The sequence below is a fragment of the Gordonia sp. G4 genome, assembly GCF_057770005.1.
Map to the genome: position 1 here is coordinate 2674486 of NZ_CM173442.1, position 25153 is coordinate 2699638.

Below are 25153 nucleotides of genomic sequence, written 5' to 3' on the forward strand. Positions count from 1 at the left end.
TTTCACGAGCCCGTGGGCAGGCGCCGGCTCACCACCGACGGCGAATCCGCGCGCGACAGCCGCAGCACGATGGTGGGCGCCTCGTCGGCGTCGAGCGGCCACGTGTCGAGCATTTCGCGGCGCAGGGCGGCCAGTTCGTCGCCGTGATTGCTCGACAACCCGCGCGCGGTCTCGTCGTCGCCGGCATACAGGAACGTCGGCGTCATCGGATGCACGTCGTAGCCGAGCCGCTCGGCGGCCACCCACAACTGCTCCGCCACGATCCCGCCGCGCAGATAGTCCCCGGCGGATGTGCCCCGCTGCACCAGCACCAGCACCGCGGACGACGACGCGACCCGGGACCCGGCGTCGGCGCCGAGCGCGGTGCCGCCACCCCATTCATCGAGCAGGGCCATCACGTCGGCGCGGCGCAGCACGTCGAACATGCCCGCCATGGCCGGTGGCAGGTCGAGCGAGGCGACGTCGATGCCCTCGGCGGCGGCCGGGTCGTCGGTCAGCTCCTCGAACATCTCGCCGTGCAGCTCCGGCGTCAGGAACCGGGCACGATCCGAGCGGGAGATGATCGATGCATAGCGATCGATGTCCGCGCGGTCGGCGAGGGCCAGCAGGCGGGTCCGGTCGCTCGTGGCGGCGTCGCGCAACCGGGCGAGGTCGTCGTCCGACGGCGGGGACCCGTCCCCGACACCGCGTCGGGTTCCGCGAGCGAGCAGCGCGCTGAGTTCCGCCTCCGCCTCAGGCGACCGTGAACCGGTGTCGAGGCCCTTCAACCGGGCCCGCCCGGCGAGGGTCTCGGCGGCGTCGACGATCTCGATGTCGTCGAGCACACCACGCGCGGTCGCCGCGATCCGTGCGTTGTACAGCGCCGCGCCCACCGCCACCGCCGACGCCCGGTGTTCGACATCCAGGGTCGAGGTACGCGTGCGGTCCAGAGTGATGGTGACGGCATCCTCGTCGGCGGTGATCTGCCACGGCTGCTGGTTGCCCGCCGACGGCGCGCGCCTCGCGGCGTGCAGGACGAGCTCGCGGTCGGACATCGCCTCGACGGGCGGTTGCTCCTGCGGTGGCAGCGGTTCGGATGCGGCCGCCGCCTGCCGACCACCGTCCGGAAGAGCTGTCCCGATCGGGTCCTCGAGACCGTCGAGCCACGAGTCGCGATCGAATCGGACCCGTCCCGAGCGCAGGGGCTTGCCCTGGACGAGGCGCCGGACCGCCGCGGCCACCGTGGCACCGCCCAGCAGGACATCGCCGCCGAGTTGCGGCCAGGCGGTGACTGTGTGGCCGAGCTCGATGGCCGACGCCGCCATCGGCGCGGTGACCTTCGTCGGCTCGAGCACCCGAACGGCCAGTGGGGTCAAGGACGCGCGGTCGAGTCCGACGAGATCCTCGATCCGCAGATCGCCCGCCAGACCGTGGAAAAGAGGCCGATCGGGTTCGAGGTCGAACCTCTCGACATCGAGAGTGCCGCCGTCACTGGTTTCCATCAGGACGGGGATTCCGCGCGAACGGCACTTCTCGCGGATGAGCACCTTCACATCGAAGGAATCACATTCTTCGACGACGAGATCGAGGCCGTCGAGGAATTCATCGATGTTCTCGGTTGTTATTCCGTCGGAGTATACGGCGGTGGTGAGATAGGGATCGATCTCAGAAATCCGCCGCGCGGCAATCACCGCCTTGTTGTCATGAATATCCATGAGCGTGGCCGGAATTCGATTCATATTTGTCAGTTCGAGTTCGTCGAAATCGGCCAGGCGTAATTCGCCGGCAAGTCCTTCGAGTGCGAGGGTGAGCGATATCGCATGTCCCACACTCAAACCGACGATGCCGATCCGGAGGTCGCCGGCGGCGCTCTGCTGTGCGGCGGTCAGCTTGTGTCGGTTGCGGTCGAGCCGGAGTCGTCGGAACGTGCGCGGACCGGGGATCTTGACGAGGGCATTACGCCAGGGGAAGTGCACGAAACGCGGCGCCTCGTCCCACAGCGCGGGCTCCGCGGGTGGGAGGAGTTCGTCGAGTGCGCGGCCCGTGCGTTCGGTGATATCGGACACAATCAGCGAGGGTTCGGCGGTCAACTCGGCGGGTAGTTCATCCGGCGAGTAGAGGGTGGCGGCGGCGTCCGGCGGAGTGTGCATACGCCCATGGTGTCGCAGGAGATTGCGCGACGCCAACCGCCAATGAGGCGGTTCGGTTAAAAGAAGTGCGCTTGTGGGAGTGCATAAATGCCCCCCTGTGGCAGCATTACACGCGGGGTCGGGGGAGATCTCGTCTCTAAATTTCCTAATTCCTGGAAGGGAATACTGCGATGAATAAGATGACAACTACCAATGATGTGGTCCGCACCGGCATGCTGCGATCGGTCGCGCCCGAAACCGGGACGGAGTACTCGGTGGTCGTGGCCAGCCCGCGGTCCGAACCCGCCCTCTGGCACGAGTACCTCGCCGGCGCGGACGCCTCATACCACCGTCACGGGTGCGCCGCCGCGCTCGAATACGACGAGGTCGCCGGCGGCGAGGGCACGGCGATGTTCTTCGCGGTGCTCGACGCCGAGGGCAAGGTCGTCGGCGGACTGCGGGTCCAGCCCCGGTTCGAGGCGGCCGCGCAGTCGCATGCGCTGGTCGAATGGGCCGGCCAACCCGGTCAGGTCCAGCTCGTCAATGCCATCGAGGAACGTCTGCACGGCGGCATCGTCGAGGTCAAGACGGCCTGGGTGGACGAGCGCTCGTCGATCGCGGGCTCGGTTGCCGGTCAGTTGTCGCGGCTGGGACTGGTCATCATGGAGATGTCCGGAGTCGATGCCATGATGGCGACCGCGGCCGACCACGTCCTGCGGCGCTGGCAGTCCGGTGGCGGGCGTGTCGACGAGTCGGTGCCGGCCACCCCGTTCCCGGACGATCGCTACCGCACCCGGCTCATGTGGTGGGATCGTGCCCGCCTGAACAGCCTCACCAGCCCGGAGACCTGGCAGCGGATGCGCCGGGAGGCCGACGCCCTGCAGGCGGTCACGACTCAGCGTCCGCTGGTCCGGCTGTCGATGTCGACGAAGTCGGCCGGGCGCCGGTAGAAGACCTCGTACAGGCTCGCCGACGGCGGTGACACCGTCCGCTCGGCGTCGGCCGCATGCGCACTGGGTGCGCCATCGTCCCAGATCACCGCGTCGATGGACTCGATCACCGTGGTGTCCCGGCCGTTCTCCTTGGCCTGGTACACGCAGGCATCTGCCTGACCCAGGAGGTTGCCGATCACGTCGTCGGTGGACGAGGCGGTCTCGTAGCGGCCGGAGACGAGATCGTCACCCGCGAGGCGCAACGGCGCGCAGACACCACCGACGCTGATCGTCACCGGCGCGGCGGCGGCCACCGCTGCCCGAAGACGTTCGGCGCTGAGCCAGAGTTCGTCGGCGTCGTGGACCACGTGGAACATGAGGAATTCCTCGCCGCCGTAGCGGCAGACCTCCGAACCGACGGGCGCGTGCTCACGGATGGCCGCCGAGGCCGCCAGCAGTACGCCGTCGCCGGCGAGGTGGCCGTACTGGTCGTTGATCTTCTTGAAGTGGTCGACATCGAGCAGCAGGATGCCGATCCACCCGGTGGACGAGCGTGCGGCCGAGAGGAGTTGTGAGGCGCGGATCAGGAAACCGCGACGGTTGAGCAGGCCGGTCAGGGGATCGATTCCGACCAGACGGGTCTGCTGATCGAGCACGGCCTCCATCGACTTGCGCAGTGCGACCACAAGGAAGACCGGCACCACGATCAGACCGAGCATCGCGCCGAAACTGATCAGGTAGGCGGGCAGCGAGGGAGAGGTGACCGCCAGGACGAAGGCGGCGCACACGACCGCGAGTGCCAGATGGGACAGGATGAGCCGGGTCGTCGCCGAGATGGCGCCGATCGCCGGGATGACCGCGACGATCGCGAGGACGAGCGCCGACGAACGCGGCGAGGCGAGGATCATCGACGTCCCACAGATCCCGACGATGCCCAGGCCGCCGAGGAACGCGAATTCGAGATCGGTCAGCCGTGCGCGGATGGCCGTCACCGCGAAGACGACGGCGATGAACGACCAGATGGTCAACAGGATCGGCATCCCGCCCGGGTAGAGGGTCTCCGGAGCGAGCACGCTGATGACCGGTAGCGGGATGACACCACCGGTGCTGATCAGCGTCGCCATCGACCGGGCGTCGTAGCGACGGAGCACCCTTCTGATCAACGCCATCAACCACGACCGCTTTCCGTCGGCGGCTGTGGGGGCAGCCGCTTGTTCGCCGAGATTCGCATTAAAGCCACTGCGACCGCATTGGCGGAAATCGCGCAATCTTTCCTGTCCTACGCATAGGCAATGAAAGCACCTTACCAGCAGTTTTGCGGTCGCTCCCGAAATCGTTAGCAGACCTGCCGAGAATAGTCGCGAAACGGCGCGCGCGCCGGTCCGGGCCCTCTCGAACATCACATAAGAAAGCAATGTGTCCCCTCGCCGGCCCGGGTCGGAAAAACCCGCCGACGGTTTCGTCGCCACTGCCCGGCGCTTGTGAGAACAGTCATATCGCCCGGACCGGACCCCCGACCCGGGTCGACTCGCCCGCCTTCCGGAGAACAGGCCGGCTGAGTAGAATCAGCCGATGGAGAACTGCGGCGCCCGCGCCGCCTGGGGGGATCGGATTGAGCGAATGACGTCGTGTTGACGGTCGGCACCTCGGTCATCGCCGTGTCGGTCGACCCGTATCACCGAGCAGTGGTCGCGTATGGCTACGAGGCGTCGGCCGCGGCCTCTGAACGGTTCATCGAGCAGGTGCTGATGCCCATCAGTCCGCGGGCTCGATTCCACCGGCGATCGGACTTCTACTGGCTCATCTACCTCCCGTGGACCGGCGCCGGTGACGACGAACTCGGACGCAACGCACTGATCGAGGCGGCCCGCACCAAACTCGGCGCCCACACCGTGAGCGATGGCGATCGCAGCTGGTTCCTCGACGTGTGCATGGGTGTCGCCGTCGGCGACGAGCAGCTCGAGGCGAGTTCCGAGGACGATCTGGTCCGCCATGCCGACGCCGCGCTGTGCATCGCGCTCAGCAGCCGGCGGGCCGTCGTGTTCGCCTCCCCCACGATGCAGCGTCACATCCGGGCCGAGGTCGATCTCGCCGGGTGGCTGACCAGGTCGGTCGAGCGTGACTTCTCCGTCTTCTATCAGCCGATCGTCGCAGTCGGCGACCGCCGGGTCGTCGGGTATGAGTCCCTGCTCCGGTGGCACACCGAACTCGGTGTCCTCGCTCCGGACGCGTTTCTCTCTGTGGCCGAAGGAATCTCGCTGCTGGCGCCCATCGGACGGCATGCGATAGGCGAGGCCATCCGGGATCTGTCGGGTGAGATCACCCGGAAAGTCGGCGCGACGACGTTCGTCTCGCTCAACCTGTCCGGCCAGCAGCTGTGGGACGACGGGCTCGTCTCCTACGTCGCCGGTCTGATCGACGGACATGGCGTGGACCCGTCGAGGGTGTGGGTCGAGGTGCGCGAGGATCAGGCGATCCGGGTGGACACATCCGCCTCGCGGGCGATCGACGCACTGCACGATCTCGGCTGCACGATCTGCATCGACGACCTGGGCGCCGGGTTTTCGGCGCTCCGTTACGTCCGGGACCTCCCGGTGGATGTGCTGAAGGTCGACCGGACCCTCATCGCGCAACTGGCCGACAGCTCCCCGGACCGCGCCGTTGTCCGGGCGATCGGCGAGATGGCCGCGGCCACCGGGGTGAAGATGGTGGCCGAGGGCATCGAGTCCGAAGAGGTGCTCCCGATACTGGAGGAGTTCGGCTTCGACTATGCCCAGGGCTACCTGTTCGGTCGGCCCGCGCCCCTCGCGGACCTGTTCGGATCTGCTTCCTGAGGGTCGCTCCCGGCCGGAATGCGTTGTGAGCGAGCCGCACCGCACCCTGAGGTGTGAGGAGCGATGGCTCGCTTCGCTCACACCTCAAGGGGGAAGGGATCACCCGCGTTCAGCGGGCGGCGGTCACGTGACCGTCCCGGTCTCGATCGCTTGTGGCCGGCCGGAACTCTCCACCTCGATCCGCCGCGGCTTGGCCTTCTCGGCGACCGGGATCGTCACGGTGAGGACGCCGTTGTCGTAGCGCGCCGAGATCGCCGAGCTGTCGATGGCGTCGCCGAGAGTCAGCTGGCGGCGGTAGGTTCCGGAGAATCGTTCGCTGGTCAGCCACTGCACGCCGTCGTCGGATGGCGTACTCCGCTGGGCGGACAACGTCAGGACGCCGTTGTCGACACTCACGTCGATGGAGCCGGGATCGGCGCCCGGCAGATCCGCGACGAGCAGATAGTGATCCTCGACCTTGTACAGGTCCAGAGGCATGAAACGGGGAGTGCGGGCGGTTCCGGCCGCTGAACCGGTCATCATGCCTCGGGTCCAGGCATCCATGTCGGAAAAGGGATCGAAACGAAGCACAGCAGTTCACCTCCTGTTCTACAAGGCTGCTCGCCACCCGTCAGACGAGCAGTTCATCGCTGTACTGCCAACGAAGATAGCACCGGATCCCGGGCTCGTCTAGCACTCCAGGGGTGAGAGTGCCAGAAAATTTCAGACCGCGGAAACGACACCGCCCGGCCGCGAGTTCGACTGTGCCGGTAGTGGTCCCGGAATGGCAGGGACAACCCGGAGCGGGGTCGAACGGCGCGGTCGGGCATCGTCGGATGAGGGTTTGATCAGTCCGTGAGCTCGGTGGCGTCGATGGTGAAGCCGGCATTGCGCAGGCGGTCGACGAGGGCGTCGCCCATCGCCACCGCCGTGGTCAGGACCCCGGAGCGTTTGGGGAGCCGGTCGCGGTCGAGGGCCAATGCCAATGCGCTCTCGGCGAGCATCACCGCGGTGGCCTTGTATCCGGGGTCGCCCTGGGCGCGCATCCGGGCCCGGTAACGACGGCCGGTGGTGGTCCGCGTGAATGTGTCGACCACGAAATATCCGCTGTCACGGGCCTTTTCGCTCGGTCCGTCACCGGGTTTCGGCAGCACGCGGTCGAGGACCCGACGCGTGGGGCCGAAGCTCATCGCCCCCATGAACGCGCCGGTGCCGACCGCGACCGCGCCGGCGAGCAGGGTCGACACCGCGGGGACGCTGCCCACGCTCATTGTCTCCGCGTAGTGGAAGTTCTTGCCATAGGCGTTGTCCAGCAACGCATTCGACCGTCGGACGATCCGGGTGTTGTGCGCGGCCATGAAGAAGGGGGCGAGCGTGCCGCGCAGCGACGGGTCGACCTTCTTGGCGTTGATGATGGACAGGTCGCTCGGTTCGTCGGACAGGCTGACCCGCGGCACGTCGCCCGGGCCGCTCGACAATGCCTGCGGGTTGAGCATGAGCCGCCGCGACTGCGCGTTACGTGCCTCCTCGGCGATGACCCGCATGGAGTCGATCGTGCCGCCGGAGATCCCGCCGCGCATCGACGCCACCACGAGGGTGGTGTCGGTCATCTCGCCGGCGGCGTCGTCGGAGACCTTCTTGTACAGCGCGTAGGTGGTGATGTCGGACGGTACGGAGTCGAAGCCGCAGGAGTGGACGATGCGTGCCCCGGAGGCGGCGGCGACCTCGTGGACCTTGTCGATGGAGTAGCGGACGAACGGGACCTCGCCGGTCAGATCGACGTAGTCGGTGCCGGCGGTGGCCGCCGCCACCACGAGGGCCTCGCCGTACTTGAGGTAGGGACCCACGGTGGTGCAGACGACCTGGGTGCGCGCGACCATGGCGTCGAGCGCCGCGGGCGACTCCGCGTCGGCGATGATCAGCGGCCAGTCGTGCGCTCGCAGCGGCAGTCGTTTGCGGGCGTCGGTCAGCTTCGACTCGTTGCGTCCCGCGAGTGCGATCTTCGTGCCGATGGGCGCGTGATCGGCCAGATACCGCGCCGTGAGTTCACCGACGAAGCCGGTGGCGCCGTAGACCACGACGTCGAATTCGCGACCGTGCCCGGTGGATCGGTTGTCGGGAGTGGATGTGCTGTCGATGTTCGATTCCCCGCTCATCTCCCCGACTTTACGTGGGACGCGGGTCACACGTAACCGCCGACCGGTCCGGAACGCTCACGGCGAACGCCGCGCGGCGAGACGGGCCGCGAAGGGCGCCACGAACAGCATGAGCAGCACGCGCAGGATCTGGGCGGCGACGACGAAGGCGACGTTCCCGCCGGCCCCGGTGGCGGCGGCGAGCACCGCGTAGATGCCGCCCGGTGTCGTCGCCAGATAGCAGTCGAACATCGACTCGCCGGTCCATGCCGAGAGCACCACGCCCAGAAGTGCGCAGCCGGCCCCGATGGCGAGGATCAGCACCAGCGCGAGGGGCAGGACGCGGCCGATCGCACGCAGGCGCGGCATCGTGAAACCCAGACCCGCCTGCCATCCGATCACCGCGTAGGCGACGGCGAGCAGGGCGGGGGAGACCTCCGCGGGACCGGCGATCCCGGTCAGCTCGGCCACGGTCGCCAGCGCCAGCGGACCGAGCAGACCGGCGGCGGGCATGCGCAGCAACCGGCCGAGCGGAATCCCCACGCCGAGGCACACCGCGAGCAGCAGCAGGCCCCAGGCCTGACCCTGCAGGCTTTCCGCCGACCACGCGTCGGCGCCCGGCGTGACCGCGTCGCCGTCGGCGCCGAACACAAGGGAGGCGACCAGCGGGATGGTGACGGTCACCAGCGCGACGCGCAGGTACTGGATGACCGCGACCATCCGCTCGTCGCCGCCGAATTCGCGGGTCAGCGCCACCAGTCCGGACGCCCCGCCGGCGACGAGCGCCAGGGAGCCGGTCAGCGGATCGACGTCGCGGCGCAGTCCGAGAAGGGCGCCGCATGCGATGGAGATGACGAGCGTGCCCAGACCGATGACGAGGACCGGGAACCACGACGATCCGAGGCCGCTGATCGTCTCCGGCTCGGCCATCGTGCCGATGAAGACCCCGAGGACGCCTTGCGACGCCACGAACGCCCACCGCGGGACGATCGGGTCGTCGGAGTCGTCGGAACCGGAATGCGTCGGTCCGGGTGCCCGGCCGGCGATCGCGAGGGCACCTGCGACCACGAGGCCTGCGAACAGGGCCGCGGCGTCGACGTCGAACACCTCGAGCACCAGCGTCGCGACCGCGGTGAGGAGTACCAGCACTGTCCAGCGACGCACTGGGTCCACCCTAGGCCCGCCGCCGGGAGCGGGGCGAATCGAGCGGGTCGAAGCTCAGGCGGGTCGGGCGGTCCCGAGGCTCAACGCGCCGAACGGCTTCGGGACGCCCGGCTGATAGAACTCGTCGACGGGTCCGAGTGTGAAGCCGGCGGCGGTCAGTTCGGCTCGCACGTCGCGGGTGAGATGGCAGCCGCCCGCGACGCGCTTCTGGATCGGCTCGAGTCGCCGCTGCCATCGGCGGACGCGGGAGTCCGGTGCGCGGCCGTGTTCGAGGAATGCAAGCCGGCCGTCGGGGCGCAACACGCGTCGGAGCTCGCCGAGCGCCGCCCTCACATCGGGGATTGTGCACAGGGTGAAGGTGGTGAGTGCGGAGTCGAAGGAGTCGTCGTCGAAGGGGAGTCGTTGGCCGTCGAGCCCGGCGCGTTCGATGGGCACCGGTGAGGCGGCGACGCGTTCGGCGGCCATCGACCAGCCGACCGCGGACGGTTCGACCGCCGCGACCTCGCTGAGCGCGACCGGGTAGACGCCGACGTTGAGGCCCGAACCGAATCCGATCTCGACCATCCGGCCGGACAACGGGGCGCAGGCCCGCGCTCGCAGCGGTGTCAATGCGGCCATGCCGCAGGTGCGTTCGATGAGGTGCGGCAGGACTCGGTCGTCGTAAAAGCCCACGTGACGAGGGTAACGCCGCTCCCCGCCGCGATGTCGGGACTCGGGAGTACCCAGTGGTGCGTCCCAGAGACAGGCGACAGGTCGGCCACCTCTCTCTGAGACCCACCACTACGCTTGTGGGATGAACCGACCGGCCCAGAACGCCCCGGGGCCCAACCCGTCCACGCTGCAGGCCCGGGTCATCGTCGACGAGATGATCCGCGGCGGTGTCCGCGAGGCCGTCCTGTGCCCGGGATCGCGCAATGCGCCGCTCGCCTTCGCTCTGCACGCCGCCGATGCCACCGGACGTCTCCGTCTGCATGTGCGGATCGACGAGCGGTCGGCGGGGTATCTGGCGCTCGGGCTCGCGGTGTCGTCGGGGCAGCCCGTGCCCATCGTGATGACCAGCGGCACCGCCGTCGCGAACATGGGACCGGCCGTCTTCGAGGCGAACTACGCGCGGGTGCCGCTCGTCGTCGTCAGTGCCAACCGTCCCTATGAGCTCCTCGGCTCCGGCGCCAATCAGACCGTCGAACAGTTCGGCATCTTCGGGACCCAGGTGCGCGCGGCGATCAGTCTCGGTCTCGCCGAACAGGATCTCGACACCAACAGTCAGTGGCGGTCGGCGGTCGGCCGCGTGCTGGCCGCCGCGCGTGGCGCCCGTACCGGCAACGCCGGCCCGGTTCAGTTCGACATCCCGCTGCGCGAACCGTTGGTCCCCGACCCGGACGAGCTCACCGGCGCCGACCCGACGAGTGACCTCGGCACTTTCTCCGGCCGGCCCGGGGGACTGCCCTGGACGCAGGCGCCCGTCGGCCGACTCGATGTCCCGCTGCCCATCGACCTGTCCCTGGACACCGTGGTCGTGTCGGGGCACGGATCGGGCGTCCATCCGGGTCTGGCGGGGGTCCCGACGGTCGCCGAGCCGACGGCTCCGCGTGCGACGACGCCGCTGCATCCGCTGGGCCTCGGCTCGGTGCGGCCCCAGCAGGCGATCATCTGCGGCCGGCCGACGCTGCATCGCGGGGTGTCCCGCCTGCTCGCCGACCCCGAGGTCCGGGTCTACGCACTGACCACCGGGCCGCGCTGGCCGGACGTCTCCGGCAACGTCTACGCGACCGGGACGCGCATCGAGGTCGTCGGCGAACCGCGTGAGGACTGGCTCAAGGAGTGCGCGGCGGTCCAGGAACGCGTGGCGTTCGCCGTGACCGCCGAACTCGACGAACCGGGGCCGGCGACCGGACTCCACGTCGCACGTGCGGTCGGCGACGCCATGGCCGCGGGTGACCAACTCGTCGTCGGGGCCAGCAACCCGATCCGCGACATCGCCCTGGCCGGTCGGATCGCCGACGGCGTGCGGGTCCTGTCCAACCGCGGCGTCGCGGGTATCGACGGCACCAACTCGACGGCGATCGGTGCCGCGATGGCGCTCGACCGGGACCGGGCCGGCGCGCGGACCATCGCGCTGATGGGTGACCTGACGTTCGTGCACGACGCGACCGGTCTGGTTGTCGGACCCGGGGAGCCGCGCCCGTCGTCGCTGCGGATCGTGGTCGCCAACGACGACGGCGGCGGCATCTTCGGCCTGCTGGAACAGGGCGATCCGCGGTACAACTCCGGGGTCTACGCGGGAGCATACGAACGGGTCTTCGGCACACCTCACCGCACCGACATCGCGTCGATGTGCGCGGGTTTCCACATCCCGCATCGGCGGGTCACCGTCGGCGAACTGGGTGCGGTGCTGGCGCAGGACCCGGTGTCGGGCGGTATCGAGGTCGTCGAGGTCGCCACCGACCGGGAGCGGCTGCGAGCCGTGCACGCGGCGATCGCGGCACGTCTGCGGTAGCGCGGCGGCGGTGACACGGCAGCTGTGGTCGGGGCACGAACCGCCCGATCGGTGCCCGCTAGGCTGAACGGCATGAATCCGGTGATCCAGCGACGCGTGCAGCTCGGTCTGCTCGTCGTCGGCGTCACGATCACCTTCATGGCGCTGACCCTGATCGCCGGGTGCTTCAAGAACGACTCGACGATCGAGGCGAGCAAGGCGACCGTGATGGCCGAGGTCGTCTCCGTGGACAGCCTGCATGCCGCGGTGAACTTCCAGACGCCCGACGGTTCGTTCCACAGCCCGCGCTTCGGGTTGCTGTATCCGACGGAGCTGAGTGAGGGGCAGCGCATCAGCGTGGACTACGCGGTCTACAACCCCGATCTCGCACGCCCGACCGGTCGCACCGCGGTGCTGTCGATCATCCCGGCCCTGTCCGTGGTGGTCGGGGCGTGGCTGGTCGTCGGCCTGCTGATGGTCGCGGTCGCGGAGTTCAGCCGGCGCTGGGCGCGACGCGACGAGCCGGACGAGCCGGATGCCGTTGCGGCCGAGGGAGACACGGCCGAGCGCGACGCGACGGTCAGCCCGGGATCACCCTGAGGGTTTCGCCGGTGGCGACGATCGCCTCGTCGTCACGCAGGAACTGCAGCCGGTGGCCGGCACCGAATCGTCTCCGCGTCGCCTCGACCGGGCCGCGACCCCCGACCGTGCCCTCCGCGTGCGGGATCACCGTGACCCCGACGAGCCCGAGACCTTCGGTCGAGGTCAGGGGAGCTGCTTCGGCGGGATCGTCGAGAAGTGCCAGCGGCGCGATGTCGGGGCCCACCACCGCGGCGCCGGCACTGACCCCGATGTAGGGCAGGCCGGCTCGTACCGCGTCGACGAGCACACGGTCGGCGCCGGCCGTCCGCAGCGCGCCGAGCAGGTGGAAGGTGTTGCCGCCGGCGACGAAGACGGCATCGACCTCCCCGAGTCGCCGGGCGAAGGCAGTCGTGCCGGATGTTTCCGGGTCGAGCTCGGTCACCTCGTATCCCTGCTGACGTAGCGTGTCCCGCTCGAGGTCGAGCCACGCGTGATCGGGATAGATCGACGACGCGGTGGGCAGGTAGCCGATGCGGCAACCCGGTCCGGTGAGCGGCGTGAGGAACCCCGGCACGGGGGTGAGCCAGCGGCTCAGCAGGAGCAGGTGGGTGTCGGCCACCTCTCCACTGTGCCCTGGTGCGCGGGCAAGGAGGTGTTCACCCCGAATTGGGCGGGCCGACACGTCCTGGAGTGCGGGCCGGTCACGTCCACGGTCGACCATCGTGCTCATGCGCGTCGCGATCGTCGCCGAGAGCTTCCTGCCCCAGATGAACGGGGTGGTCAACTCCGTCCTCCGGGTTGTCGACCATCTCGAGTCCACCGGGCACACCGCCGTCGTCATCGCACCCGACACCCCGCGCGGCGAGCCGGGCGGGCCGCGGCTGGTCGGCCGCCGGACCCCGGTGCACCTGCTGCCGGCCGTGCAGGTGCCGCGGGTGACCTCGCTCCCGGTGGGAGTGCCGTCGCCGCTGCTGTACCGCACCCTGCGCGACTTCGAACCGGACGTGGTGCACCTGGCGTCGCCGTTCGTGGTGGGTGCCGCCGGCGCGCTCGCCGCCCGAGCGCTCGGCGTGCCCGTGGTGGCCGTGTTCCAGACCGATGTCGCCGGATTCGCCGCGTCCTACCGGCTGGGTGCGGTGGAGAAGCTCGCGTGGCGATACACGCGCCGGTTGCACGAGATGTGCGACCTCACCCTCGCGCCGTCGACGGCGACGTTGGAGGTACTCGCCGCACACGGCGTGCCGCGGCTCGCGCGGTGGGGCCGCGGGGTGGATGTGGGGCTCTTCTCGCCGGACAAGCGCGACGCGTCGCTGCGCGCGGAGTGGCTGGGGTCGAGAGCACACGACGACGCCCTGATCGTCGGGTTCGTGGGACGGCTCGCTCCGGAGAAGCACGTGGAGCGGCTCGCCGGGCTGTCCGGGAACCCGCGAGTCCAGCTGGTGATCGTCGGCGACGGTCCCGAGCGGGACCGGCTCGAACGTGTCATGCCCGATGCGGTGTTCACCGGTGAACTGCGCGGTGAGGCCCTGGCGCGCGCGTATGCCGGCTTCGACGTGTTCGTGCACGCGGGCGAACACGAGACGTTCTGCCAGGCCATCCAGGAGGCGATGGCCAGCGGGCTGCCGGTGATCGGTCCCGACGCGGGCGGCCCGCGCGACCTGGTCTCGGCCTTCCGGACCGGATACCTGCTGGAGGTCGCGAGCTTCGCCGACACGCTCCCCTCGATCGTCGAGTCACTGCACGACGAGTCGGTGCGGGCGGCCTTCGGCCGCGCGGCGGTGCAGGCCGTGCGCGCCCGCACGTGGCCGTCGGTGTGCGCGGAGCTGGTGAACCACTACGCCGCCGTGACCGGTGGTGGGGTCGTGACCGAGGTGGGGCGGCCGGCCTGAGGTGCGGGGGCCGCTCCTTCGGCGACGAACCTCACGGCAGTCCGACCCGCGCCGCCCGGTAGCGTGATCGGCATGTCATCGACGGGCGCGACACCACCGGAACGAGCGAGTCTGGGCCGGGCGAGCCTGGCGAAGGACCCGGCCGAGGTCGCGGCGATGTTCGACGGCGTCGCTCGGCGCTACGACCTCACCAACACGGTCCTGTCATTCGGTCGGGATCGTGGCTGGCGCAAGAAGACCCGTCGGGCACTCGACCTGCACCCGGGCGACGTCGTCCTGGACCTCGCGGCCGGTACCGCGGTGTCGACCGTCGAGCTGGCGTCGTCGGGTGCGCACTGCATCGCCGCCGACTTCTCGCTCGGCATGCTCAAGGCCGGGGCGCACCGGGCCGTGCCGAAGGTCGCCGCGGACGCCCTGTCGCTCCCGTTCGCCGACGATTCCTTCGACGCCGCGACCATCTCGTTCGGCCTGCGCAACGTCAACGACGTGCCGACGGCACTCGCCGAACTCCGACGAGTGCTGAAACCCGGTGGGCGGCTGGTGATCTGCGAATTCTCGACGCCGACGCTGAAGCCGTTCCGGACGGTGTACATGGAGTACCTGATGAAGGCGCTACCCGCGGTCGCGACGAAGGTGTCGAGCAGCCCGGCCGCGTATGTCTATCTCGCCGAGTCGATCCGGGCCTGGCCGGATCAGTTCGCCCTTGGCGACCTGATCCGCGACGCCGGGTTCTCCGGGGTGCGGTGGGAGAACATGACCGGTGGTATCGCCGCGATCCACTCGGCGCGGGCCTAGGAGTTCGCGGCCCGCGGTGTCTCGACGCCGGAAACGGTGTCGTGCGACACCGGGCACCCCGGCGCGAAGGTGCCGAGGTCGTCGATGCGGAAACCCTTGGGGTAGCTGCGAACCTGCTTCGTCTGCCGTCCGAAGAGCGGTTCTGTCCGCGGCGGTGCGAAGAACCGGATGGCGAGTCCACGAGCCTTGAGTCCGCCGCGGACCAGCACCCGCTCGACCGCGGTCGGTTTCGGATAGCCGAATGCGTCGAGGAGCCGATCGTCCATGAGCGCGAACGACATCCGGCGCACCACCGCACGCGGCAGCAGCTTGTACGGCATGAACGTGCCCAGCAGATCCAGGGTGGCGTCGGCGACGGCGAGCGAGTCGGGACTGAAGGCGAAATGGGCGGTCTCGTACTCGTCGTAGAACTTCTTGAAATCGTCGTAGGTCTCGGGGATGTCCTTGATGCCCATCACCTGGCCGAGCCGGCGGTAGTAGTTGGTGAGACCGAGGATCTCGTGGTTGGTCAGTGAGCGCCATTCGTAGGCGTTCACCCACTCCACCGGGCAGACGACGAAGGTGGCGAGCACGTAGCGGAAGTCGTCGTTCGGGATGTCGTACATGCCGTGCATCTGGTTGATGCGGCGGATGCCCGCCCGCCCGGCCGGGCTGTCGACCCCGTGCTCGATCGGGGCGTCGAGCAGCAGCACCGTGTCGTCGTAGCGCTTCTGCGTCGACTCCGTGAACTGACCGGTCTTGTAGAGGAGGTCGCCGATCGACGGCACCGCGTACGTCCGGAACAGGGCGAAACTCAAGGCCTGCGTGATGCCCCACGGGAACTCTCGCGTGGCGAGGGCGCGCGCGACGGCGGTGGGGTCTCCGACCGCATCCATGTGGTCGATCTCGCCGCGCAGGTGATAGCGCTGTGCCAGCCGGTTCTGGAGGGCGTGCTTGGCTCGGGTGGCGAGAGTGGATGCGGCGGACATCGTGCATCTCCTGGGTCGACGGGTGGCCTGATTGTGTCACAGGGTGTGGCGGCGACCACACCGGTTGGAACACTACAGCCCTGCCGTCTCAATGCGCCAGACGACGGTGTCGACGGCCGGACCTCAGGAGAACGGCGGACGCGGGTCGATCTGCCGGGAGACGCGTCCGGCGGTGCGCCAGGCACGGGCGACGAGGTCGGCGTCCTCGGCGGTGATCAGGTTGCCCATCACCCGCACGACCATGGACATCAGGTGCGGGGACCGGATGCCGGGACGTCCCAGCGTGGGGACGGTCTTCGGCATGGTGAGCAGGCCGGCGAGGCGGCGGGCGGCGGAGAACGCGAGCCCGTAGTGCTCCACCAGGACATCACGCCACCGGTCCGTGTAGTCGTCGGTGCCGAGGAGTTCGACGGCGAGCCTCGCGGTCTCCAGGGCGTAGTCGATGCCCTCGCCGTTGAGCGGATTGACGCATGCCGCGGCGTCGCCGATCAGCATCCAGTTCCGGCCGGCGACGCCGGACACCGCACCGCCCATCGGCAGCAGGGCCGAGGTGATGCGGACGGGCGGGCCGTCGAGTGCCCACTCGTCGTGCACCATCGCGGCATAGTGCTCGAGGATCGGCCGAAGCGCCATGTGCGCCGGCCGTTTCGACGTGGCGAGCGCGCCGACGCCGACGTTGACCTGGCCGCCGCCCGCCGCGCCGAGGGGGAAGACCCAGCCGTACCCCGGCAGCAGTCCGCCGTCGGGTCCGCGGAGCTCGAGGTGCGACCCCATCCAGTGCGCATCGGCGCGCGCGGAGGGTGCGTATGCGCGTGCGGCCACACCGTAGGCGGTGTCTCGATGCCATTGCCGCCCAAGTGCTTTGCCGACTCCCGACCGGACCCCGTCGGCGACGACGAGGTCGGTCACCCGCATCGTGTGCGAGCCCGTGGGGGTCGCGAAGGTCACCGCGCCCACCCGGTCGCCGTCCATTTCGACGTCAACAGCCTTGACGCCCTGCATCATTCGCGCTCCGGCCGACACCGCGTGGGCGCGGATGGCCTCGTCGAACTCGGTTCGTGCCACCGCGCTCCCGTACGACGGGAAACGGCCGGACGGCCACCGGACCTGTTGGCGGGCACCCCAACCGTTGAGCAGGAGTCCGTCGATGCGCGGACGGTCGGCGAGCAGCGCGCCCAACCCGAGCGCGTCGAGTTCGGCGACGGCGCGCGGCGTGAGTCCGTCACCACACGTCTTGTCGCGCGGGAACACCGCGGCGTCGGCGAGGACCACGTCCCGGCCGGCGGCGACGGCATGGGCGGCCGCCGCGGATCCACCCGGTCCGGCGCCGACGACGAGGACGTCGGCGGAATCGGGGAAAAGAGGGGTCGTGTCCGTGCTCACCCGACCAGTATGTCCGGACCCCCGACGGGTTAGGCTCAGCAGCAGGTGGGGTTGACGCGGCGATCGCGTGTCGCACCGACGAGAATTGCCGGATCAGACGAGATGGGGCCGCGTTTCCGTGAAGTCCACATTCGCCGGGGTTGACCTGGTGTCGGATGAGTTCGCCGATACGGTGCGCTCCTCGCTACAGCGGGTCGAGGATCTACTCCTCGCCGAGCTCTCGTCGGGCGACGAGGTCATGACGGAGGCGGCGACCCACCTCGCGAAGGCCGGGGGAAAGCGATTCCGCCCGATGTTCGCGATCCTGGCCGCCCAGTTCGGTCCGCGCCCGGACTCCGACGACGTCATCACCTCGGCGACGGTGGTGGAGATGATCCACCTCGCCACCCTCTACCACGACGACGTCATGGACGAGGCCGCCATGCGGCGCGGTGCGGCGAGCGCCAACGCTCGATGGACCAACAGCGTGGCCATCCTCTCCGGTGACTTCCTGTTCGCGCGCGCCTCGCGACTCGTCTCGACGCTGGGTCCCGAAGCGGTACGCATCATCGCCGAGACCTTCGCCGAACTCGTCACCGGCCAGATGCGGGAGACGGTCGGCGTCAAGCCCGGCGCCGACCCCGTCGAGCACTATCTGCGGGTCGTCTGGGAGAAGACCGGGTCGCTGATCGCCGCCGCCGCCCGTTTCGGGGCCATGGCCTCGGGGGCGACCGCCGACGACATCGAGCGGCTCTCGCGCATCGGCGACATCGTCGGCGTCGCCTTCCAGGTGTCCGACGACATCATCGACATCAGCTCGGTGTCGGTGGAGTCGGGCAAGACGCCGGGAACCGACCTCCGCGAAGGCGTGCACACGCTGCCGGTGCTCTACGCCGTCGCCGGGGACGACGCGACGTCGGCCCGGTTACGCGAGCTCCTCGTCGCCGCCGACGGTACGGCCAGGCCGCTCACCGACGACGCCGAGGTCGCCGAGGCGATCGAGCTGCTCGGCTCGTCGGCGGGCATGACCGCCGCCCGGGCCAAGTTGCAGGAGTTCGCCGACGAGGCGCACGCGATGCTGGCCGAGCTTCCCGAGTCACCGGCCCACCGGGCCCTGGCATCGCTCGTGGACTACACGATCGAACGCGTCGGCTGAGGGGGTTTCGACTCCGCTCAACCGGCAGGGAACTCGCTCAACCGGCAGGGGACTCCGCTCAACCGGCAGCAAACTCGCTCAACCGGCGGAACGGTCGTCGCGGGCCATCTCCTGCAGCCGGCGGATGCGTTCCGCGGTCGGCGGGTGGGTGGCGAACATCCGGGCCATCCGATCGGTGGCGCGGAACGGGCTCTCGATCATCAGATGTGACTGAGCCGCGATGTCGGGTTGCGGCGGCAGCGGCGCGGCCTGCACGCCGCCGGAGATCTTCGCCAGCGCCGAGGCGAGCGCGAGCGGATCGCCGGTGAGTTCTGCGCCGGACTGGTCGGCCTGGAACTCGCGCGACCGGGAGACCGCCAGCTTCACCAGGGTCGCCGCGATCGGTCCCAGCACGGCGATCAGCAGCATCGCCAGCGGGTTGGGCGCGTTGTCGCGGCCGCCGAAGGCGCCCATGAACATCGCGAAGTTGGCGAGCCCGCTGATGACCGCCGCCATCGCACCTGCGATCGAGCTGATGAGGATGTCGCGGTTGTACACGTGCGACAGCTCGTGGCCCAGCACGGCCCGCAGCTCACGCTCGTCGAGCAGGTGCAGGATGCCGGTGGTGCAGCACACCGCGGCGTTCTTGGGGTTGCGGCCCGTGGCGAACGCGTTGGGTGACTCGGTGGGGGAGATGTAGAGCGCGGGCATCGGCTGGTGCGCCGTCGTCGCCAGTTCACGCACGATCCGGTACATGACCGGCGCCTGCAGTTCGGTCACCGGCTGCGCGTGCATCGCCTTCAGCGACATCTTCGCGCTGTTGAAGTAGACGTAGGCGTTCATGCCGACGGCGACGACCACCGATCCCCACAGGATCAGCGGGCTCTGGAACAGCGCGCCGATGCCGACGATGATCGCCGACATCAGGCCCAGCAGAGCCGCCGTCTTCAATCCGTTGAGATGCATCGGGTCCTCGTCTGTCCGGCGCCGCGGGTCTCGGTGTCCTCGGGCCGGTCCAGGCGAACCCGGACGGCCGAGGAGTGCTGGCGCCTTCATCCGGTCAAACGACGCAGAACCCGAATCGGTTTCCACATACCGATGTCGGTGCGGGCGCGGTGGCGGCGGTCAGCGGTAGTTGACGAACTGCAGGGCGATACCGAAGTCCTCGCCCTTGAGCAGCGCGATGACGGCCTGCAGGTCGTCGCGCTTCTTGCTCGACACGCGCAGCTCGTCGCCCTGGATCTGCGCCTTGACGCCCTTGGGTCCCTCGTCGCGGATCTTCTTGGAGATCTTCTTGGCGTGCTCGGAGTCGATGCCCTGCACCAGGGTGCCGGTGATCTTGAAGGTCTTGCCGGAGCCGACGACCTCGCCGGCGTCGAACGCCTTCAGGGAGATGTCGCGACGGATCAGCTTCTCCTTGAACACCTCGAGGCCTGCCTGAGCGCGCTCCTCGGCGTCGGAGGTGATCACGATGTTCTCCTCGCCGGACCACTCGATGCCGGTGTTGGTGCCCCGGAAGTCGTACCGCTGGGACAACTCCTTGGCAGCCTGGTTGAGGGCGTTGTCGACCTCCTGGCGGTCGATCTTGCTCACCACGTCGAACGATGAATCAGCCATGTCCGACAGGGTATGTCATGGCGATCGGAGTGGAGTTGACCAGCCGGTTTGCGCGCGGACGTGGTGTTCGTTGTATTCTTCACGGCGTTGTTCGAACGGCTGTCGCGACGGCCTGGGAGAGCGGCACGGCAGGTTGCCCGAGCGGCCAAAGGGAGCGGATTGTAAATCCGTCGCGCAAGCTACATAGGTTCGAATCCTATACCTGCCACAGCGTGGTTCATCTTCGCGAAACTGCACTACAGACGGTCTCCGACCAGCGATTTGTCTAGCGCAGACTCGAGTGTGTAACCTCGTTAAGGCTCTCGGGCGCAATTGCCCGGGGCACGCCCCCTTAGCTCAGTCGGCAGAGCGTTTCCATGGTAAGGAAAAGGTCGACGGTTCGATTCCGTCAGGGGGCTCGCTGGACGAGAAGTCCGCGGGGCGGTGTAGCTCAGCTGGTTAGAGCGCACGACTCATAATCGTGAGGTCGAGGGATCGAGTCCCTCCACCGCTACACATCGGGTCCGACCGGAACCGAGCGCAAGGGTCGCAAGCCCTGAGGGAACTTCCGAACCCGACCACGTACCACCCGAAAGAAGGCAATCAAGTGGCCTCCTCAACAGATGTTCGCCCCAAGATCACCTTGGCCTGCGAGGTGTGCAAGCACCGTAACTACATCACCAAGAAGAACCGCCGCAACGATCCCGATCGCCTCGAGATCAAGAAGTTCTGCCCGAACTGCGGCAAGCATCAGGCGCACAAGGAATCGCGCTGACGCTGTCGTCGGCCTTTTCGAAGTACATCCAGCAGCGGGTCGCCTCTCGGAGAGGCGGCCCGTCTTGCTGTGTCGGGCCCGAAGGGAGTAGTGCTCAATGTCACAGGTAAACGAAGCCGAGATCCAGGATCGTGCGGACGAGGCGTCGAACGGTGGTGCGAAGCCGACCCCCGAGGAGATCGCCGCCCACACCCAGAGCCTCGTCGGCTTCCACTACACCGTCGACGACTACTACGAGATCGGCCGCGAGGAGATCCGTAAGCACGCGATGGCCGTGCAGGATGCGCACCCGACCCACTGGAGCGAGGAGGGCGCACGGGCCTTCGGTCACGACCGCCTGATCGCCGCGCCCACCTACGTGTCCGTGCTGGGGATCATCGCCCAGCGCAAGCTTTTCGAGGACGTCATCACCGGCTACGACATGTGGCAGATCATGCAGACCGATCAGCGGCTGATCTACCACCAGCCGATGAAGGTCGGCGACCGCCTGATCTGCGACGTCTCTCTCGAGTCGTTCCGTCACGTCAGCAGTCCCGAGATGATCGACCTGATGGTCACCAAGAACGTCATCTGGAACCAGCACGACGAGCCGGTCATGACCACCTGGACGTCGCTGGCGGCGCGCCCCGGCATGGACGTCGACCCCGAGCTGGAGGCGTCCCTCGATCACGTGATGATCAAGGTCGGCGCCATCGGTGAATCCGGGCACACCGTGGAGCCGAAGGCAGGTCGTTACGACCTCCCCGATCCGACGCAGTCGCCCGGCGCCTTCGGTGCCATCGATTTCGACACCCTCGCGGTGGGGCAGGAACTGACCCCGAAGCGCTACCTGCTGACGCGCGGGAACCTCGCGAACTATGCGGGCGTCGCCGGCGACCCCAACCCGATCCACTTCTCCGACCATGTCGTGAGCGCGGCCGGGATGGACGACGTGGTCGCCCACGGCATGCAGACCATGGGGCTCGGCGCGAGCTTCGTCTCGGAGTTCATCGGTGACCCGGCGGCCTTCTGCGAGTACAACGTGCGCTTCACCAGCCCGGTCTACGTGCCCGCGGACGACAGTGCGGCCGTCGACTTCACGGGCAAGGTCAAGTCGCTCGATCCCGCGACCCGCCGCGGAACCATCGCGATCACCGCCAAGCAGGGCGACCGCCGCATCTTCGGACGCGCGCAGGCGGTCATCCAGTTCAACTGACTGGTCACGGGGCATGCCGACGGCAGGCCGAGGGACCGACGTGTACGGTCGTCGAGGGGTCGGAGGCGAGCCCGTTTTGGGTCCACCGCCCCGGTGATCTACACTGAAGTGTCTGATTGATTCAGGCTTGCGCGCTACCCATAGGGTGGCGCGTTGGTTTTGTCGGCGACGAATCGCCGGCGGGTCGTGAGGCCGGGTCGATAAGACGGCAACGCCGACCACTCCGGTGGAGGGCGTCGCAAAGGGGCGTAGCTCAATTGGCAGAGCAGCGGTCTCCAAAACCGCAGGTTGCAGGTTCAAGTCCTGTCGCCCCTGCCCTGGTGAAGGGCACACGCTGACGAGAGGACCGCGAAGTTGAGCAAGCGAGACCGGGCCGCCCGCGCCAAAGACGCCGCAGAAGGTTCTGCGGCCGATTCGGCTGCGGCTGAGCTCGACGGTCGCGACGAGGCCACCGACGCGGGAACGGGCGACGAGACGTCGACCGGCACCGCCAAGGAGCTGCGTCCGTCCGGTAAACGCTCTGCTCGCGGGCGTCGCTCGTCGGCGGGTGCAAACGACGGTGACACCGACTCCGGTTCGGGGTCCGTCGCCGTCAAGGAACGCAAGACGAAGAAGAAGGCGTCTGCGGGGGAGAGCCGGAATCCGTTCGTTCGGATCTGGCTGTTCCTGACGCAGGTCGTCGCCGAGCTGAAGAAGGTCATCTGGCCTACGCGGCGCGAGATGATCACGTACACGATCGTCGTGCTCGTGTTCGTCATCGTGATGACCGCGTTCATCTCCGGCCTCGACCTCGCCTTCGCCAAGGGCGTTCTCTGGTTGTTCGGCTGACCCACGCGGTGGGCTCGGCCGGCGACGAGGAGTACGACCGCCAGATGAACCATAAGGAGCGTGGGCTGCAGTGAGCACCCCGGAGAACGAACTCGCCTCGACCGATTCCGTCGACGTGGCTGACGCCGATGTCGACGCGGCCGTGGCCGACGCGGTGGACACCGAGGGTGAAGCGGTTGCCGACGACACCGTCGTCGAGGGTGACGAGGCCGCGGCCGAGGACACGGACTCCGAGGATGCCCCCGACGCGGGTGAGGCCGAGGCGGATGACGCCGAGGCTCCTGCCGAGGAAGCCCCGGCCGAAGAAGCCGAGGTCGATCCGGTCGAGGAACTGCGCAAGCAGCTCCGGCGGGCGCCCGGCGACTGGTACGTGATCCACAGCTACGCCGGTTACGAGAACAAGGTGAAGGCCAACCTTGAGACCCGCGTGCAGAATCTCGATGTCGGCGACTACATCTTCCAGGTCGAGGTGCCGACCGAAGAGGTCACCGAGATCAAGAACGGCCAGCCCAAGAAGGTCAACCGCAAGGTGCTGCCGGGCTACATCCTGGTTCGCATGGAACTCAACGACGAGTCGTGGGGCGCCGTGCGCAACACGCCGGGTGTCACCGGCTTCGTCGGGATGACCAGCAAGCCGTCGCCGCTATCGCTCAACGAGGTGCTGCAGTTCCTGATGCCGCGCACCGAGGCGAAGAAGCCGGCCTCCTCGCGGGGTTCTGCCGCCGAGGGTGTCGAGGCCGCAGCCGCCGCCGCGTCGAACGTCATCGAGGTCGACTTCGAGGTCGGCGAGTCGGTCACCGTCATGGACGGCCCGTTCGCCACGCTTCCCGCGTCGATCAGCGAGGTCAACGCCGAGCAGCGCAAGGTCAAGGTGCTCGTGTCGATCTTCGGTCGTGAGACGCCGGTCGAGCTCGGGTTCAATCAGGTCGAGAAGATCTGACCCTTCGAGGCTCGCTTCGCTCGCACCTCAGGGGGCGGAGGGGGAGAGCTTCGCTCGCACCTCAGGGAGCGGGAGAAGCAGACAAACACAGACTTTCACGTCTCCAGCGGGCGTGAATTCGCAAGGAAACAAGCAAGGAACAGAAGATGCCTCCCAAGAAGAAGAAGCTCGCCGGGATCATCAAGCTCCAGATCTCGGCAGGCCAGGCCAACCCGGCCCCGCCCGTGGGTCCGGCGCTCGGTCAGCACGGCGTGAACATCATGGAGTTCTGCAAGGCGTACAACGCGGCGACCGAGTCGCAGCGTGGCAACGTCATCCCGGTCGAGATCTTCGTGTACGAAGATCGCTCCTTCGACTTCAAGTTGAAGACCCCGCCGGCTGCGAAGCTCCTCCTCAAGGCCGCCGGGCTGCAGAAGGGCTCCGGCGAGCCCCACACCAACAAGGTCGGCAAGGTGAGCATGGACCAGGTCCGTGAGATCGCCAAGACCAAGGCCGAAGACCTCAATGCCAATGACATCGATCAGGCCGCGAAGATCATCGCCGGCACTGCTCGGTCCATGGGCATCACCGTCGAAGGCTGACACACCCAAGTCATCCCCGTGGGAGGGCCGGCTCGGCCCGCACCACACACCCCGCCGTTCGAGTGCGGAGAAGGAACAGAGCAATGAGCAAGAAGAGCAAGGCCTACGCGGCCGCGGCCGAGAAGGTCGACAAGACCAAGCTGTACAGCCCGCTGGAGGCTGTGGAGCTCGCCAAGGACACGTCGTCGAAGAACACCGACGCGACCGTCGAGGTCGCGATTCGCCTGGGCGTCGACCCCCGTAAGGCAGACCAGATGGTTCGAGGCACCGTCAATCTGCCGCACGGCACGGGTAAGACTGCCCGCGTGATCGTGTTCGCCGCCGGCGACAAGGCCGCCGAGGCCACCGCCGCCGGTGCCGACGAGGTCGGTGCCGAGGACCTGATCGAGCGCATCCAGGGCGGTTGGCTGGACTTCGACGCCGCGATCGCCACCCCGGATCAGATGGCCAAGGTCGGCCGCATCGCGCGTGTCCTCGGACCGCGCGGCCTGATGCCGAACCCGAAGACGGGCACCGTGACCACCGACGTCACCAAGGCCGTCAACGACATCAAGGGCGGCAAGATCAACTTCCGCGTCGACAAGGCAGCCAACCTGCACTTCGTCATCGGCAAGGCCTCGTTCGATCCGGCCAAGCTGGCCGAGAACTACGGCGCCGCCTACGACGAGATCATGCGCGCCAAGCCGTCGGCAGCCAAGGGCCGCTACATCAAGAAGGTCACCGTCTCGACCACCACGGGCCCGGGCATCCCGGTTGACCCGGCGGTCGCCCGCAACTTCGCGGAGGCACCGCAGGCCTGATCTCGCATCAGGCGCACTGACACCCACGAGGGGCCCGGCATTCCGATGCCGGGCCCCTCGTGTTGTGTCTGCGTGGTCC

The 25153-nt window shown here is 68.4% G+C and carries 24 protein-coding genes and 4 tRNA genes; 17 read left to right on the plus strand and 11 right to left on the minus strand.

The genetic code is table 11. From position 1 onward, the window contains the following. Positions 1-2 precede the first annotated feature (2 nt). A complete protein-coding gene (locus AC3B5T_RS11935) occupies positions 3-2129 on the minus strand; it encodes an Rv1355c family protein (RefSeq protein WP_055475175.1) in 2127 nt (708 codons plus the stop codon). 170 nt (positions 2130-2299) lie between these two features. On the opposite strand from AC3B5T_RS11935, the gene AC3B5T_RS11940 reads away from it, so the two are divergent. Next, positions 2300-3058, plus strand: a complete 759-nt coding sequence (locus tag AC3B5T_RS11940) for a hypothetical protein (RefSeq protein ID WP_156354189.1) — start codon at positions 2300-2302, stop codon at positions 3056-3058. Here the strand turns inward: AC3B5T_RS11940 and AC3B5T_RS11945 are convergent. After that, a complete protein-coding gene (locus AC3B5T_RS11945) occupies positions 3004-4209 on the minus strand; it encodes a GGDEF domain-containing protein (RefSeq protein WP_231632658.1) in 1206 nt (401 codons plus the stop codon). The genes AC3B5T_RS11940 and AC3B5T_RS11945 overlap by 55 nt on opposite strands. A gap of 459 nt (positions 4210-4668) precedes the next feature. Here AC3B5T_RS11945 and AC3B5T_RS11950 point away from each other — a divergent pair, with 459 nt between their 5' ends. Further along, a complete protein-coding gene (locus tag AC3B5T_RS11950) occupies positions 4669-5874 on the plus strand; it encodes an EAL domain-containing protein (protein ID WP_055475174.1) in 1206 nt (401 codons plus the stop codon). A 123-nt stretch (positions 5875-5997) separates the two neighbouring features. On the opposite strand, the gene AC3B5T_RS11955 is transcribed toward AC3B5T_RS11950, so the two are convergent. The 4 genes from AC3B5T_RS11955 to AC3B5T_RS11970 form a co-directional block, all read right to left on the minus strand. Further along, the gene (locus AC3B5T_RS11955; RefSeq protein ID WP_055475173.1) at positions 5998-6444 is read right to left on the minus strand and encodes an Hsp20/alpha crystallin family protein; all 447 of its coding nucleotides are present in this window, start codon (positions 6442-6444) and stop codon (positions 5998-6000) included. A 257-nt stretch (positions 6445-6701) separates the two neighbouring features. After that, entirely contained in the window at positions 6702-8009 is a 1308-nt protein-coding gene (locus AC3B5T_RS11960) for a saccharopine dehydrogenase family protein (protein WP_055475172.1), read from the minus strand. Positions 8010-8066: 57 nt separating this feature from the next. After that, a complete protein-coding gene (locus AC3B5T_RS11965; protein ID WP_055475256.1) occupies positions 8067-9152 on the minus strand; it encodes an AbrB family transcriptional regulator in 1086 nt (361 codons plus the stop codon). Positions 9153-9206: 54 nt separating this feature from the next. After that, positions 9207-9824: a class I SAM-dependent methyltransferase gene (locus AC3B5T_RS11970; RefSeq protein WP_055475171.1), complete on the minus strand. Its 618-nt coding sequence runs from the start codon at positions 9822-9824 to the stop codon at positions 9207-9209. Between the two features lie 121 nt (positions 9825-9945). On the opposite strand from AC3B5T_RS11970, the gene menD reads away from it, so the two are divergent. Together menD and AC3B5T_RS11980 are read left to right on the plus strand one after the other, a co-directional pair. Next, on the plus strand, positions 9946-11649 hold the full coding sequence (menD, locus tag AC3B5T_RS11975; protein WP_488358708.1) for a 2-succinyl-5-enolpyruvyl-6-hydroxy-3-cyclohexene-1-carboxylic-acid synthase: 1704 nt from the start codon (positions 9946-9948) through the stop codon (positions 11647-11649). A gap of 72 nt (positions 11650-11721) precedes the next feature. After that, the gene (locus tag AC3B5T_RS11980; RefSeq protein WP_488358709.1) at positions 11722-12228 is read left to right on the plus strand and encodes a hypothetical protein; all 507 of its coding nucleotides are present in this window, start codon (positions 11722-11724) and stop codon (positions 12226-12228) included. Here the strand turns inward: AC3B5T_RS11980 and AC3B5T_RS11985 are convergent. Continuing rightward, complete coding sequence (locus tag AC3B5T_RS11985; protein WP_488358710.1) at positions 12209-12829, minus strand: Type 1 glutamine amidotransferase-like domain-containing protein; 621 nt, start codon at positions 12827-12829, stop codon at positions 12209-12211. The genes AC3B5T_RS11980 and AC3B5T_RS11985 overlap by 20 nt on opposite strands. Positions 12830-12938: 109 nt before the next feature. Between AC3B5T_RS11985 and AC3B5T_RS11990 the strand changes: the two genes are divergently transcribed. Next, entirely contained in the window at positions 12939-14099 is a 1161-nt protein-coding gene (locus AC3B5T_RS11990; RefSeq protein WP_488358711.1) for a glycosyltransferase family 4 protein, read from the plus strand. A gap of 72 nt (positions 14100-14171) precedes the next feature. Then, complete coding sequence (locus tag AC3B5T_RS11995) at positions 14172-14894, plus strand: demethylmenaquinone methyltransferase (protein WP_035717152.1); 723 nt, start codon at positions 14172-14174, stop codon at positions 14892-14894. Here AC3B5T_RS11995 and AC3B5T_RS12000 read toward each other — a convergent pair. Together AC3B5T_RS12000 and AC3B5T_RS12005 are read right to left on the minus strand one after the other, a co-directional pair. Continuing rightward, positions 14891-15862 (minus strand): oxygenase MpaB family protein, encoded by a 972-nt coding sequence (locus tag AC3B5T_RS12000; RefSeq protein ID WP_488358712.1) that lies wholly within the window; start codon positions 15860-15862, stop codon positions 14891-14893. The two genes, AC3B5T_RS11995 and AC3B5T_RS12000, sit on opposite strands and share 4 nt — an antisense overlap. Before the next feature lie 123 nt (positions 15863-15985). Further along, complete coding sequence (locus tag AC3B5T_RS12005; RefSeq protein ID WP_488358713.1) at positions 15986-17245, minus strand: geranylgeranyl reductase family protein; 1260 nt, start codon at positions 17243-17245, stop codon at positions 15986-15988. Between the two features lie 118 nt (positions 17246-17363). Here AC3B5T_RS12005 and AC3B5T_RS12010 point away from each other — a divergent pair, with 118 nt between their 5' ends. Further along, a complete protein-coding gene (locus tag AC3B5T_RS12010; protein ID WP_014925596.1) occupies positions 17364-18380 on the plus strand; it encodes a polyprenyl synthetase family protein in 1017 nt (338 codons plus the stop codon). Positions 18381-18458: 78 nt separating this feature from the next. Here AC3B5T_RS12010 and htpX read toward each other — a convergent pair whose 3' ends face one another. After that, on the minus strand, positions 18459-19325 hold the full coding sequence (htpX, locus tag AC3B5T_RS12015; protein ID WP_010841976.1) for a zinc metalloprotease HtpX: 867 nt from the start codon (positions 19323-19325) through the stop codon (positions 18459-18461). 159 nt (positions 19326-19484) lie between these two features. Continuing rightward, the gene (locus AC3B5T_RS12020) at positions 19485-19976 is read right to left on the minus strand and encodes a YajQ family cyclic di-GMP-binding protein (protein ID WP_044505993.1); all 492 of its coding nucleotides are present in this window, start codon (positions 19974-19976) and stop codon (positions 19485-19487) included. 127 nt (positions 19977-20103) lie between these two features. On the opposite strand from AC3B5T_RS12020, the gene AC3B5T_RS12025 reads away from it, so the two are divergent. The 10 genes from AC3B5T_RS12025 to rplA all read left to right on the plus strand — a co-directional run bounded on the left by AC3B5T_RS12025 (position 20104) and on the right by rplA (position 25074). Then, a tRNA-Tyr gene (locus tag AC3B5T_RS12025) sits at positions 20104-20184 on the plus strand. Positions 20185-20301: 117 nt separating this feature from the next. Next, positions 20302-20374: transfer RNA gene (locus AC3B5T_RS12030), tRNA-Thr, on the plus strand. A 21-nt stretch (positions 20375-20395) separates the two neighbouring features. Next, positions 20396-20469: transfer RNA gene (locus AC3B5T_RS12035), tRNA-Met, on the plus strand. A 93-nt stretch (positions 20470-20562) separates the two neighbouring features. Continuing rightward, on the plus strand, positions 20563-20730 hold the full coding sequence (rpmG, locus tag AC3B5T_RS12040; protein ID WP_003929651.1) for a 50S ribosomal protein L33: 168 nt from the start codon (positions 20563-20565) through the stop codon (positions 20728-20730). Between the two features lie 97 nt (positions 20731-20827). Next, entirely contained in the window at positions 20828-21925 is a 1098-nt protein-coding gene (locus AC3B5T_RS12045) for a fused (3R)-hydroxyacyl-ACP dehydratase subunits HadA/HadB (RefSeq protein ID WP_488358714.1), read from the plus strand. Between the two features lie 242 nt (positions 21926-22167). Then, a tRNA-Trp gene (locus AC3B5T_RS12050) sits at positions 22168-22240 on the plus strand. A 39-nt stretch (positions 22241-22279) separates the two neighbouring features. Next, positions 22280-22753, plus strand: coding sequence for a preprotein translocase subunit SecE (gene secE, locus AC3B5T_RS12055; protein ID WP_010841973.1), 474 nt, complete (start codon positions 22280-22282; stop codon positions 22751-22753). A 70-nt stretch (positions 22754-22823) separates the two neighbouring features. Then, positions 22824-23693: a transcription termination/antitermination protein NusG gene (gene nusG, locus AC3B5T_RS12060; RefSeq protein WP_488358715.1), complete on the plus strand. Its 870-nt coding sequence runs from the start codon at positions 22824-22826 to the stop codon at positions 23691-23693. A gap of 146 nt (positions 23694-23839) precedes the next feature. Continuing rightward, positions 23840-24274, plus strand: coding sequence for a 50S ribosomal protein L11 (gene rplK, locus AC3B5T_RS12065; RefSeq protein ID WP_004021736.1), 435 nt, complete (start codon positions 23840-23842; stop codon positions 24272-24274). Positions 24275-24357: 83 nt separating this feature from the next. Then, entirely contained in the window at positions 24358-25074 is a 717-nt protein-coding gene (gene rplA / locus AC3B5T_RS12070; RefSeq protein ID WP_010841971.1) for a 50S ribosomal protein L1, read from the plus strand. Positions 25075-25153 lie beyond the last annotated feature (79 nt).